Source organism: Mesorhizobium sp. Root102 (genome assembly GCF_001425625.1).
GTDB lineage: Bacteria > Pseudomonadota > Alphaproteobacteria > Rhizobiales > Rhizobiaceae > Mesorhizobium.
Genome location: NZ_LMCP01000018.1, coordinates 14,956 through 27,558 on the forward strand (window position 1 = coordinate 14,956; position 12,603 = coordinate 27,558).

The 12,603-nt window shown below is 62.6% G+C and carries 11 protein-coding genes and 1 riboswitch; of the genes, 7 read left to right on the forward strand and 4 right to left on the reverse strand.

Annotated features, from left to right (window positions below; translation table 11 throughout):
* Positions 1 to 181: 181 nt before the first annotated feature.
* The gene (locus ASD12_RS16865) at positions 182 to 1,171 is read right to left on the reverse strand and encodes a LysR family transcriptional regulator (protein WP_056588289.1); all 990 of its coding nucleotides are present in this window, start codon (positions 1,169 to 1,171) and stop codon (positions 182 to 184) included.
* Positions 1,172 to 1,484: 313 nt separating this feature from the next.
* On the opposite strand from ASD12_RS16865, the gene chvE reads away from it, so the two are divergent.
* The 5 genes from chvE to ASD12_RS16890 all read left to right on the forward strand — a co-directional run bounded on the left by chvE (position 1,485) and on the right by ASD12_RS16890 (position 7,175).
* Complete coding sequence (chvE, locus tag ASD12_RS16870) at positions 1,485 to 2,555, forward strand: multiple monosaccharide ABC transporter substrate-binding protein (protein ID WP_056588292.1); 1,071 nt, start codon at positions 1,485 to 1,487, stop codon at positions 2,553 to 2,555.
* A gap of 122 nt (positions 2,556 to 2,677) precedes the next feature.
* Positions 2,678 to 4,210, forward strand: a complete 1,533-nt coding sequence (gene mmsA, locus ASD12_RS16875) for a multiple monosaccharide ABC transporter ATP-binding protein (protein WP_056588295.1) — start codon at positions 2,678 to 2,680, stop codon at positions 4,208 to 4,210.
* On the forward strand, positions 4,207 to 5,499 hold the full coding sequence (gene mmsB / locus ASD12_RS16880; protein WP_056588298.1) for a multiple monosaccharide ABC transporter permease: 1,293 nt from the start codon (positions 4,207 to 4,209) through the stop codon (positions 5,497 to 5,499). Before mmsA ends, mmsB begins: the two co-directional genes overlap by 4 nt.
* Before the next feature lie 206 nt (positions 5,500 to 5,705).
* Positions 5,706 to 6,698 (forward strand): AraD1 family protein, encoded by a 993-nt coding sequence (gene araD1, locus ASD12_RS16885; RefSeq protein ID WP_056588415.1) that lies wholly within the window; start codon positions 5,706 to 5,708, stop codon positions 6,696 to 6,698.
* A gap of 147 nt (positions 6,699 to 6,845) precedes the next feature.
* Positions 6,846 to 7,175, forward strand: a complete 330-nt coding sequence (locus tag ASD12_RS16890) for a hypothetical protein (RefSeq protein WP_162256679.1) — start codon at positions 6,846 to 6,848, stop codon at positions 7,173 to 7,175.
* Between the two features lie 21 nt (positions 7,176 to 7,196).
* Here the strand turns inward: ASD12_RS16890 and ASD12_RS16895 are convergent, their stop codons facing one another.
* Positions 7,197 to 8,291, reverse strand: coding sequence for a 2'-deoxycytidine 5'-triphosphate deaminase (locus tag ASD12_RS16895; RefSeq protein ID WP_056588305.1), 1,095 nt, complete (start codon positions 8,289 to 8,291; stop codon positions 7,197 to 7,199).
* 78 nt (positions 8,292 to 8,369) lie between these two features.
* Positions 8,370 to 8,447: riboswitch (SAM riboswitch) on the forward strand.
* Positions 8,448 to 8,504: 57 nt separating this feature from the next.
* Here ASD12_RS16895 and ASD12_RS16900 point away from each other — a divergent pair.
* Positions 8,505 to 9,692 (forward strand): O-succinylhomoserine sulfhydrylase, encoded by a 1,188-nt coding sequence (locus tag ASD12_RS16900; RefSeq protein WP_056588308.1) that lies wholly within the window; start codon positions 8,505 to 8,507, stop codon positions 9,690 to 9,692.
* Positions 9,693 to 9,700: 8 nt separating this feature from the next.
* On the opposite strand, the gene ASD12_RS16905 is transcribed toward ASD12_RS16900, so the two are convergent.
* Positions 9,701 to 10,852 (reverse strand): ceramide glucosyltransferase, encoded by a 1,152-nt coding sequence (locus ASD12_RS16905; protein ID WP_056588311.1) that lies wholly within the window; start codon positions 10,850 to 10,852, stop codon positions 9,701 to 9,703.
* A gap of 243 nt (positions 10,853 to 11,095) precedes the next feature.
* Between ASD12_RS16905 and apaG the strand changes: the two genes are divergently transcribed.
* The gene (gene apaG / locus ASD12_RS16910) at positions 11,096 to 11,488 is read left to right on the forward strand and encodes a Co2+/Mg2+ efflux protein ApaG (RefSeq protein ID WP_056588314.1); all 393 of its coding nucleotides are present in this window, start codon (positions 11,096 to 11,098) and stop codon (positions 11,486 to 11,488) included.
* A gap of 38 nt (positions 11,489 to 11,526) precedes the next feature.
* Here the strand turns inward: apaG and ASD12_RS16915 are convergent, their stop codons facing one another.
* Positions 11,527 to 12,534, reverse strand: a complete 1,008-nt coding sequence (locus ASD12_RS16915) for an Hsp33 family molecular chaperone (RefSeq protein ID WP_056588418.1) — start codon at positions 12,532 to 12,534, stop codon at positions 11,527 to 11,529.
* Between the last annotated feature and the right edge of the window lie 69 nt (positions 12,535 to 12,603).

Consider the following 12,603-nt stretch of genomic DNA (forward strand, 5'->3'; position numbering starts at 1 on the left):
AAAATCGTCCCTTGCAAGATCATGAACGCATCGGCAGGAAATAATGTTCCCGGCTCGCTTTCGCTAGCCTCTGCCTGGCGGCTCTTTCATGTACTTTGCGCGCCCCGTCGGCTGATTTCACCCTCGCGGCGGAGTCGATCGACGTATCTTGCCAGGCAGACGGCCCTACCCGAGCCAGCCCTCATCCCACTTCCCTCAGAATGAAATCATGCAGCATCTTGGCGGCCGGCGACAACACGCGGTTCTTTACCGTGATCAGGCTGTAGGGCCTGACCTCGATGTCGAATTCGGTCTGGACGACGTCGATGGCGCCGGCCAGCCCGTCGGGATTCTGGATGAATTTCGCCACCTGCACCGAGACCGGCGCAATGGCATCGGACTGCGCGACCATGACCAGCGTCAGGAGCAGCGAGCTGGTGTTGAGGATGCGGTCCGGCAGAGCGATGTTGCGGTTGAGGAAATTGCTCTCCATCGCCTGGCGCAAGGGCGAGCCGCCCGACTGGAAGACCCAGTCATAGGCGGCGGTCTCTTCCAGCCGCACCGCCTTGCCCTTGGTGAGCGGATGCCCCCGTCGCACGATCAGGCAGGCCTTCTCGACGCCGATGACGCGCGACTCGAACAGCCGCGGATTGAGATCGTCGGGGATGCGCGCGATGATGAAATCATGGCGCGTGGCGATCAGCTCGCGCGCCAGCACGTTGGAGGTCTCGACCTGCATGGTGATCTCGATGCGCGGATAGATGCGGCGAATCTCGCGAATTGCCGGCACCGCCAGTTCGATCGCCGGCGCCGTCACCGCACCCAGGAACACCGAACCGCCCTTGCCCGCCTTTAGTTCGGAAATTTCGCGGTCGACCTCGCGCATCTCCAGCAGGATCGAGCGCGCGCGCCTGGCCAGTGCCTTGCCGTAGGGTGTCAACGTGATGCCGCGCGGCAGTCTTTCGCACAGCTTGACCTCCAGCACCGCCTCCATCTCGCTGATCATGCGCGAGGCCGCCGGCTGCGAAATGTTCATCACCTGCGCCGCCGCGCTGACTCGGCCATGGTCGTCGAGCGCGACGATCATGCGCATGTGACGTAGGCTGAGACCGCTGCGCAGCAGAGTTTCGCCATCGCCTGGAATCTCTCTGTAACCATTTGAAACTGCAGTCGGATTCCCGATTGCCGCCATCGCTTTCCCTCTCTTCTGCTCGCGGAGGGGCCGGTATGGGATCAGCCCGTCACGTCGCAACACCATATACCAATTATGATATAGCAACTATCAAAGATCGCATTTGACAGTTATGGCAAAGAACCCCATTTTTCGCGCGTTCCGAGACGCGACGGTCGCTGACGAGAAAAATCGTATCGATTGAAATCAGTGCCTCGGGGCCATGGGAGGATACCGGAGATCGATATGACGGCAGCAGTGCCTTGGCGCTTCTGCACGATTGCGCGGCCCGCGACCCCCGGGGTGCCGCGTCCATCAACCAGGGAGAGTTACATTGAAAATCATCAAGACACTGGCCGCCGTCGCGGCCCTTGGCATCGCTGCCATGACCTACTCGGCGCACGCAGCCGACAAGGGTCTTGTCGGCGTGCTGATGCCGACCAAGACCTCGCAGCGCTGGATCAATGACGGCGACGCCGTCAAGTCCCAGCTCGAGGCTCTCGGCTACACTGTCGACCTGCAATACGCGCAGGACGACATCCCCAACCAGCTCAGCCAGCTGGAAAACGAAATCACGAAGGGCCCGAAGGCGCTGATCATCGCCTCGATCGACGGTACCACTTTGTCGGATGCGCTGCAGAAGGCCGCTGATGCGGGCGTCGTCGTCGTCGCCTATGACCGCCTTATCAAGAAGACCGCCAATGTCGACTACTACACCACTTTCGACAATTTCGGCGTCGGCGTGATCCAGGCGAATTCCCTGGTCAAGGGCCTCAAGGAGCGTTTCCCGAACACCAAGCCGTGGAACGTCGAACTGTTCGGCGGATCGCCGGACGACAACAACGCCTTCTTCTTCTACAACGGTGCGATTTCCGTGCTGCAGCCGCTGATCGACGACGGCTCGATCAAGATCAAGTCGGGCCAGATGGGCATGGACAAGGTCGGCACGCTGCGTTGGCTCGCCGCCACCGCCCAGGCGCGCATGGACAATTTGCTGTCGGCCAACTATTCGGACGGCAGCCGCGTCGATGGCGTGCTGTCGCCCTATGATGGCCTGTCGCGCGGCATCACCGCCTCGCTGCGCGCTGTCGGTTACGGCACGGACGCACAGCCCTGGCCGATCGTGACCGGCCAGGATGCCGAAACCGCCTCGGTCAAGCTGATCATCACGGGCGAGCAGTACTCGACCGTGTTCAAGGACACCCGCGAACTGGCCAAGGCCACTGTCGAGCTCGTCGACAAGGTGCTCTCGGGTGGCAAGCCGGACGGCCTCGATGAAAAGACCTACAACAACGACGTCAAGGTCGTTCCTTCGATCCTCTTGACGCCGCATGAGGTCGACAAGTCGAACTACCAGGCACTGGTCGTCGACTCCGGCTACATCAAGGCCGACGAACTGAAGTAAATTCGGTTACAAAGTCAGGGGTCCTGCGCAACGCAGGGCCCCTTTTCGTTCACCAGCGAGCCCGGTATTGTTACCGACCTCGCCGGCAGTGTTTGCCGACCTCGCAAGGAGCGGTAGTCCCCATGGCCTCGACGATTTTGGAGATGCGCGACATCACCAAGACGTTCCCCGGCGTGAAGGCGCTTTCGAACGTCAACCTCAGCGTCGAGGAAGGTGAGATTCATGCCGTGGTCGGCGAGAACGGCGCCGGCAAGTCGACGCTGATGAAGGTGCTGTCGGGCGTCTATCCCACAGGCACCTATGACGGCCAGATCATCTTTCAGGGCCAGGAATGCCACTTCAAAGGCATCCATGACAGCGAACACAAGGGCATCGTCATCATCCACCAGGAGCTTGCCCTGGTGCCGATGCTGTCGATTGCCGAAAACATCTTCCTCGGCAACGAACACGCGAAATTCGGCATCATCGACTGGGACGCCAACGAGGCGCGCACCAGCGCCCTGTTGAAGAAGGTGGGCCTCAAGGAGGACCCCAAGACGCTGATCACCAATATCGGCGTCGGCAAGCAGCAGCTGGTCGAGATCGCCAAGGCGTTGAGCAAGGAAGTCAAGCTCTTGATCCTCGACGAGCCTACGGCATCGCTCAGCGAAAAGGACAGCCAGGCGCTGCTCGACCTGCTGCTCGAATTCAAGCGGCAAGGCATGACCTCGATCCTGATCTCGCACAAGCTCAACGAGGTGAACCGGGTTGCCGACAAGGTCACCGTGATCCGTGACGGGCGCACTATCGAGACGCTGGCCAAGAAGGACATCTCGGAAGATCGCATCATCACCTCGATGGTCGGCCGTTCGCTCGACGACCGCTATCCGCCGCGCGAGCCTGACATCGGCGAGGTCGTGTTCGAAGTGAAGAACTGGTCGGTCTATCATCCGCTCCATGCCGAGCGACACGTCATCAAGGGCATCGACATCAACGTGCGCAAGGGCGAGGTGGTGGGCATTGCCGGGTTGATGGGCGCCGGCCGCACCGAATTCGCCATGAGCATGTTCGGCCGTTCCTATGGCCGCCGTATCACCGGCGAGGTGCTGCTCAAGGGCAAGCCGATCGATGTTTCCTCGGTGAGCAAGGCGGTCGAACACGGAATCGCCTACGTGACCGAGGATCGCAAGACCTACGGCCTCAACCTCATCGACCATATCAAGCACAACATCACGCTGGCCAATCTCGGCGGCGTCTCGCGCCACAGCGTGATCGACGACATGCGCGAACTCAGCGTGGCCAACGACTATCGCAAGAAGACCAATATCCGCGCTTCCAGCGTCTATCAGATGACCGGCAATCTTTCCGGCGGCAACCAGCAGAAGGTGGTGCTGTCGAAATGGCTGTTCGCGGACCCCGAAGTGCTGATCCTCGACGAGCCGACGCGCGGCATCGATGTCGGCGCCAAGTACGAAATCTACACGATCATCGCCCGGCTTGCCGCCGAAGGTAAGGCGATCGTGGTCATTTCGTCGGAAATGCCAGAACTGCTCGGCATCACCGACCGTATCTATGTCATGAACGAAGGACGCATAGTCGGAGAAATGCCCGCGGCGGACGCAAGCCAGGAAAAAATAATGCGCGCCATCGTTCGGGGAGAAGGAAAAGCAGCATGAGCACGGAAAGCGCCCCCGCCCCGCAAAGCAAAGTCGCCGAAGACGTGCCGCAGCGTCCACGCATCGCCGTCTCGGCGCTGGCGACGAACCTGCGCGAATACGGCCTGATACTGGCGCTGATCGCCATCATGGTGTTCTTCCAGTTCACCACCTCCGGAACGCTGTTCAAGCCAGTGAACCTGAGCAATCTGGTGCAGCAGAACTCGTTCATCATCGTGATGGCGCTGGGCATGTTGCTGGTCATCGTCTCGGGCCATATCGACCTCAGCGTCGGCTCCGTCGCCGGCTTCATCGGCGCACTGGCGGCGATGATGATGGTCATCTGGCCGCTCGGCCCGTTCAGCAATCCGCTGGTGGTGTCGATCATTTGCCTCATCGTGGGCGGCGCGATCGGCGCCGCGCAAGGCTACTGGATCGCCTATCACCGAATACCGAGCTTCATCGTCACGCTGGCCGGCATGCTGATCTTCCGCGGCATCTGCCAGGCGCTGCTGGGCGGCGGTTCCTCGGTGGGCCCACTGCCCGATGGCTTCAAGGCGCTCAGCTCCGGCTTCATCCCGGATGTCATTGGGCCACTGACGCTTATCCCGCCGACGGTTAACGCGGCCGGCAAGACCATCATGGGCAGCGGCCTGACCCTCCACATGACGACGATCGTGCTGGGCCTGATCGCTGTGCTGGCCTACGCCTATTTCGGGCTGAGGACGCGACGCAAACGCGAACGCCATGGCTACGAGGCCGAACCCTTTACCCTGTTCGTCATCAAGACGCTGGTCGGCAGCGCGCTGGCGCTGTTCCTGGTCTACCAGTTCGCCAGTTACAGGGGCCTGCCGGTGGTGCTGCTCGTCATGGGCGTGCTGATTTCGCTGTTCGTCTTCGTCACCAAGCGCATGACTATCGGCCGCCGCATCTATGCAATGGGCGGCAATGCCAAGGCAGCGCAGCTGTCGGGCATCAAGACCGAGCGGCTGACGCTGATGGTGTTCGTCAATATGGGCGTTCTGTCGGCGCTTGGCGGCCTGATCATCGCGGCCCGCCTTGGGCAGGCGGTGCCGGCCGCGGGCCTCGGCAGCGAGCTCGACGTGATCGCTGCCGTCTTCATCGGCGGCGCCTCGGCGATGGGCGGTGTCGGCCAGGTCATCGGCGCGGTGGTCGGCGGCTTCATCATGGGCGTCATGAACAACGGCATGTCGATCATGGGTGTCAATGTCGACTGGCAGCAGGTGGTCAAAGGCCTGGTGCTGCTCGGTGCCGTGATCTTCGACGTGTACAACAAGAACAAGGCTTGAACAGACTTTAGTCGAGGCAAGCAGGAGGCATACGATCGCGGCGCTGCCGGCAAACCCGCCGGCGTAAAGAAGTCCCCTGAGGGACCAGGCCCGCGAGCGCAATCCGAACGGAGAATATCAACCGTGGCATGGACGACGTCCCGGCCGCGCTGAGCAAGGTTTGCTGTTTTGGCAGCCCTGCCAAGGCAAATGAGAGAGGATTTATCATGCTGATCTCCCAGATCCTTGACGACGCCGAGACCATCCGCGTCGTTGCCCGCAACGGCGGCAAGACCCGGATCATAAACGGCGCCCGCAGCGTCTATTCGCTGGCGATGGAGGCTGCCCGCACCGGCGTCGGCCTCGCCGCGCTGATCGAACGCAAGGGGCTCGGCGAAACGGTCGATCTCGAAGCGGCCTACAAGAAAGGGCGGCTGCTGTCGCCGATCAACCATCCCGACCCGGCGCATCTGCACCTGACCGGCACCGGACTGACGCATCTCGGCTCAGCCGCGACACGCGACTCCATGCACAAGAAGCTCAGTGCCGATGGCGAGGAGCAGCTAACCGATTCCATGAAGATGTTCCGCATGGGGCTGGAGGGCGGCAAGCCCGCGAAAGGCCAGATCGGCGTGCAGCCGGAATGGTTCTACAAGGGCAACGGCACGATGGCGGTGGCGCCAGGTGCCGCACTCCTGTCACCGGCTTTCGCCAAGGACGCCGGGGAAGAGCCCGAAGTGGCCGGCATCTATGTCATCGGCGACGACGGCGCGCCCTTCCGCGTCGGCTTCACGCTGTCGAACGAATTCTCGGACCATGTGACCGAGCGCGTGAACTATCTCTTCCTGGCCCATTCCAAGCTGCGCAATGCTTCGTTCGGCCCGGAAATCCTGATCGGCGACCTGCCTTCCGATATCCGTGGCACCTCGCGCATCGTGCGCGACAGCGAGGTGTTGTGGGAAAAGCCGTTCCTGTCCGGCGAAGCGAACATGTCGCACACAATCGCCAATCTTGAGCATCACCACTTCAAATACGCGGCCTTCCGCCAGCCGGGCGACGTGCATGTGCATATGTTCGGTACGGCGACGCTGTCCTTCGCCGACGGCATCAAGACCGAGGCCGGCGACGTGTTCGAGATCGAAGCCGGAGATTTCGGCCTGCCGCTACGCAACCCGCTTGAGATCGAAAAGCCGGTGAAGGTGGAGGTGAAGGCCCTGTGAGCTAGCGCAGAATTGGGACGAGGAATGAACCGGATACGGCTTGGCATTGCATTCATCGGCCTGGTGCTTGCCTTTGCCTGTTTCTCCTCGACGGCCTACAGCGCGGCGCGCTGCAGCCCGGCATCCTATCGCGAAGCCCGGTCGGCAATGACCAGCCAGCTTCTGGCTACCGGTTACTCGAAGACGCAGGTCGGCTTTCTGATGCGCAATGCGAACCGCATGACATCGGAGATGCGCGCCGACAAGCTCAACGAGAAAGCCAAAGCCTGCGGCATCGAGTCTGCACGGGCCTATGTCCTTGAATGCCTCGACAAGCAGTTGTTCCCGTTGAAATACGGCACAAGCGCGTCGCTCGACGACGAGAAACAGACCAAGGGATTTTGGGGCAAAAAGCGCCTGACGGTGCGCGAGCTGCTCTTTATCGGTGAGTTCCACGCCTGCCTCGGCGCCGCGAAGGAATATCTCTTTCGCGGCTGACACCAGCCTCGGCGGCGAGGATTAGCGCGCCGCTCTAAAATGCTTGGAGAGTTTCAGGCCCTGCGCCTGGTAATTGGAGCCGAGATCGGTGCCGTAGAGTGCCTGCGGCCGCTTCAGCATATGCTCGTAAACCAGCCTGCCGACGATCTGGCCATGGTCGAGGATGAACGGCACTTCGTGGCTGCGCACCTCGAGCACCGCCCGGCTGCCGGTGCCACCGGACGCCGAATGGCCGAAGCCCGGATCGAAGAAGCCGGCGTAGTGGACGCGGAATTCGCCGACCAGCGGATCAAAGGGCGTCATCTCGGCGGCATAGAGCGGCGGCACATGCACCGCTTCCTGGCTGACGAGGATGTAGAATTCGTCGGGATCGAGCACCAGCTCGCCGGCGCCGCTCTTGTGGATCGGCTCCCAGAAGTCGACGACCTCCTGTGCCGCGCGCTTGTCGACATCGACGAGGCCGGTGTGATGCTTGCCGCGATAGCCGACCAGGCCGTTCTGATCGCCATTGAGGTCGATCGACAGCGCGATGCCGCCGCCGGAAATGTTCGGCGGCTCGGTGGCGACCAGCATCTCGGCGCGATGCAATTCATACAGCTCGGCTTCCGAGAGCAGCGCATTGCCGGTGCGGAAACGGACCTGCGACAGCCGCGAGCCGGTGCGGACGACGATCGGGAAGGTGCGCGGGCTGACCTCCAGATAGAGCGGACCATGATAGCCGGCGGCGATCTTGTCGAACTCGTGGCCGCGATCGGTCATGACACGGGTGAAGATGTCGAGCCGCCCGGTCGAGCTCTTCGGATTGGCCGAGGCCGAAATGTCTGCCGGCAATGCCAGGCTTTCAAGCAAGGGCACGATGTAGACGCAGCCGGTCTCCAGCACCGCGCCCTCGGCAAGATCGATTTCGTGCAACTGCAGCCGATCGAGTTTTTCCGAAACCTTGTGGTTGGGGCCGGGCAGGAAGGAGGCACGCACCCGCCAGGCCTTGTCGCCGAGCCTGAGATCAAGACTGGCGGGCTGGATCTGGCCGGCATCGAGCGCGCGCGTCGACTTCAGCGCGCCGGACTGGAACAGCGCCGAGATGTCCTGATCGGGAAGAATGCCTGTCTGCCGCAAGGCTCCGCTCCTTAGCCGCTGGTACAAACCTCTTAATGAAGCCGGCAATTGACGCAAGCGTGGCGCGGGTCTAAAGGGTCGTTATCCCGTGGTGATTTGGCCGGTCGGCTTGCAGCCACGTTAAACAAGTCGCTAAAGGACCGTCGGGCCGCAAGGCCGTATGGACCGGTTGCGACTTTCGCGGCCGGTTTTTTTGTGTCTGGAAGAAGAGCGATGAGCACCAATAAGCGCAACTGGAAGCCTCAGACAGCACTCGTGCACAGCGGAACGCTGCGTTCCGGTTTCGGCGAAACGTCTGAAGCGATTTACCTCACCCAGGGCTATGTCTACGAAACGGCGCAGGCCGCCGAAGCCCGTTTCAAGGGTGAGGAGCCGGGCTTCATCTATTCGCGCTACGCCAATCCGACCGTCGATATGTTCGAGAAGCGCATGTGCGCACTCGAAGGTGCGGAAGACGCCCGCGCCACCGCGTCCGGCATGGCCGCGGTGACGGCTGCGCTTCTGTGCAGCGCCAAGGGCGGCGACCATATCGTGGCGGCGCGTGCGCTGTTCGGCTCGTGCCGCTGGGTGGTCGAGACGCTTGCGCCGAGATACGGCATCGAGGCGACGCTGGTCGACGGCACCGACATCGCCAACTGGGAAAAGGCGGTCAAGCCGAACACCAAGCTGTTCTTCCTGGAAAGCCCGACCAACCCAACGCTGGAAGTGGTCGATATCGCCGCCGTCGCTTCGCTTGCCAATTCGATAGGCGCCAGGCTGATCGTCGACAATGTTTTCGCCACGCCCCTGCAGCAGAAGCCCTTGCAACTCGGCGCCCACATCGTCGTCTATTCGGCGACCAAGCATATCGATGGCCAGGGTCGCTGTCTCGGCGGCGTCATCCTGTCGGACAAGAAGTGGATCGATGAGAACCTGCACGACTATTTCCGCCACACTGGTCCCAGCCTGTCGCCCTTCAACGCCTGGACGCTGCTGAAGGGCCTGGAAACGCTGCCGCTGCGGGTGCGCCAGCAGACAGAAAGCGCAGGCCGGATCGCTGACTTCCTGGCCGAGCGGCCGGAAATCGCCCGTGTCATCTATCCCGGGCGGGCCGACCACCCGCAGGCCGATATCGTCAAGAAGCAGATGTCGGGCGGCTCGACGCTGATCTGCCTCGACGTCAAGGGCGGCAAGCAGGCGGCCTTCGCCTTGCAGAACGCGCTCGACATCGTGCTGATATCCAACAATCTCGGCGATGCCAAGAGCCTGATCACCCACCCGGCGACAACGACGCACAAGAATCTGAGTGACGAGGCGCGCGCCGAACTTGGCATTGGGGCGGGCACGCTCAGACTGTCGGTCGGCCTGGAAGACACCGACGATCTGCTAGAGGATATCGCACAGGCGCTGAAGGCCAAATAAGAGGGCTTTCAGGCGCCGGACGGCGTCTCTTCCAGCTCGGCCGCCTTGGTGCCGATGGTCATCGCATTGCCGCGCCAGTCGACGGCGCCGCCGAGCCAGCCGCGCGCCCACATTGCCGGCAGGATCAGGTCGCGCGCCATGATCGCGGCAACCATGCGTGGCGACAGGTACCAGCCCTTGGACCAGGCCAGGGCGCACTCGGGAAGATAGAAGGCGGCCAATACGGCAATTGCGGTTGCCCAGAGGCTGACACCGGCACTTGCCGCCGCAATCAGCGCGAGCACCAGCGGCACCACCGCGCCAGTCAGGATCTCGGGTGCGAAGAACAGCGGGAAGGTGACGCGGCGCAGGCGCGCCCAGCGGGCCTGACGCGACCAGATCTCGTCAAACGTGCGCCGGCCGAGCGGCTGCTCGAAGGGCGCGGCGACGAGATTGACTCGCAGGCCGAGGCCATTGACCAGCTTGGTCGCGGCGGCATCCTCGGCGATCTCGGCCGCCAGCGCGCGGATGCCGCCATTGGCGTCGAGCATCGGCTTGTTCCAGAGCATGCTCTTGCCCTGGGCAAAGCCAAGGCCGAGTGCCTCGCCGGCATATTGCCAGCGCGCCTGCAGCGTGTTGAGGAAAGCGCATTCGACTTCAGCCCAGAAACCGGCCGGCCGCGAGCCTATCGGCGTCGAGCAGACAAGTCCGGTGTCGGGCCGCCATGCAGCCATCAGGTGCTGGACGTAATCCCTCGGCATCAGCACGTTGGAATCGGCCAGGGCAACCCAGTCGTGCCGCGCGGCCTCCCAGCCCTTGACGCAATTGTTGAGTTTCGGATTGGCGCTGATGCGGTCGTCGCCGACCAGAAGCCGGGCCGGCACCTTCGGGAACCGGGCAATTGCCCTGTTTATCAGTTTGACCACCGGGTCGTCGGCATGGGCAACGCAGAAGATCAGCTCGTAGTGCGGCCAGTCGAGCGAGAAGGCACGTTCCAGCGTCTCGCGCGTGAACGGCTCGACGCCACGCGACGGCACGACAATCGACACTGGCCGCGGCTTGCCGGCCGGCGGCGCGATAATGCGGCGCCGTTTCAGACGTGAAGCGGCAAGCACGATGCTGGCGAGATTTGAGAGGATAAGGGCAGTCGAAAGCGCGGCGGCTATGAGAGTGAGTTCCATCGAGATCCGGTCACTCCAGAAAACCGGTCCGCCAGAACAATCTGGCTGGCAGGACGACCGATTTCAACAGTTCGACAGAGCGCCCGAGTCGCGCGGCACTGGTCGGCGCACACCATCATTGTCATGTGTCACTCAAATGACATTCTTTGCCGCCACCTGCCGTTCGATCGGCAATAAGGACGCGCACCGTTGACCAGCCTGCAACGAGCGCCGAGAGTTACCGGATTGTTTTTGGAGCCGCTTATGTACAGCGCCGTCACGCGCAACATCGAAGTGCAGGTCAGGCCGTTCTATCTGGAGGATCGCTCGAATCCCTCAGAGAACCGCTATGTCTGGGGCTATCAGATAACGATCGACAATCAGTCGGACGATTTCGTTCAGCTTTTGTCGCGCTATTGGCACATCACCGACGGCACCGGCCGGGTCGAGGAGGTTCGCGGCGCCGGCGTCGTCGGCGACCAGCCCGAACTCAATCCCGGCGACAGCTACCAGTACACGTCCGGTTGTCCGCTTTCGACACCGTCCGGCATCATGGTCGGGCACTACACGATGCGCAACAAGCGGGGCGAGACGTTCGACATCGCCATCCCCGCCTTCTCACTCGACCTGCCGGGGACGCGGCGGACGGTGAATTAGCGTCCTTCTCCCCGTGAACGGGGAGAAGGGAGACTTTCCTACTGAGCCGCAAATTCCGCTGGGTCGAAGTCATATTGCTTCGAGCAGAATTCGCAGGCGACGTGGATGCCGCCGTCCTCGGTGCTGTCCTTGATCTCCTGCGCGGAAAAACCCTCGAGGATGCCGCGGATCTTGTCCCGGGAACACGAGCACTGGTCGGCGACCGGAACGCCGCCGAAGACGCGAACGCCGTGCTCGTGGAACAGCCTGTAGAGCAGCCGCTCGGCGCCGATCGTCGGGTCGATCAGTTCGGTCGGCTCGATGGTGCCGAGCAGGGCCAGCAACTCCTGCCAGGAATTGTCGGCCGGATCGTCGATCTCCTCGCGCGGATAGCCATCGCCACCCGGCAGGTCCGGCACGCGCATGCGCTCGGGCGACTGCGGCAGGAACTGCGCCAGGATGCCGCCGGCGCGCCACTGCTCGCGGGCGCCACCGGGGCCGGGCGTCAGCAGCTTGGCCACCGACAGCCTGAGATCGGTCGGGATCTGCTCCGACTGACGGAAATAGGTGCGTGCCGCATCTTCCAGCGTCTCGCCATCGAGCTGGACGATACCCTGATAGCGCTGCGTATGAGCGCCTTGGTCAATGGTGAGCGCCAGCACGCCGCTGCCGAGCAGGGTCTGCTGCGATGTTTCGCCTGCCGCGACCAGCGCCTCCAGCCGGTCGGCATCGAAACGCGCATAGGCGCGCAATGCCGAGGGCGTGGAAAAATCCGCGACCAGCATGTCAACAGGCCCGTCGGTGCGAGTCTGCAGGATGAATTTGCCTTCGAACTTCAGCGAGGTGCCGAGCAGCACGGTCAGCACACAGGCTTCCGCCAGTAGGCGGGCGACCGGCTCGGGATAATCGTGGCGGCTGAGGATGGCGTCGAGCATCGGCCCGAGCTGGACGGTGCGGCCGCGCACGTCGAGCGGGCCGACCTCGAACGGCACGACGTGATCGTCGCCGGCGTAGCCGAATTCGCCGAGTTTGGGGTGATGTTCAGTCACTTGATAGGTTTCCAACATGACAAAGCTCCAGAGCGCGGCCAAGCCGCCCTCTCGGGAGCATGCCTCGAAACGCGCTTGATTTGCGTG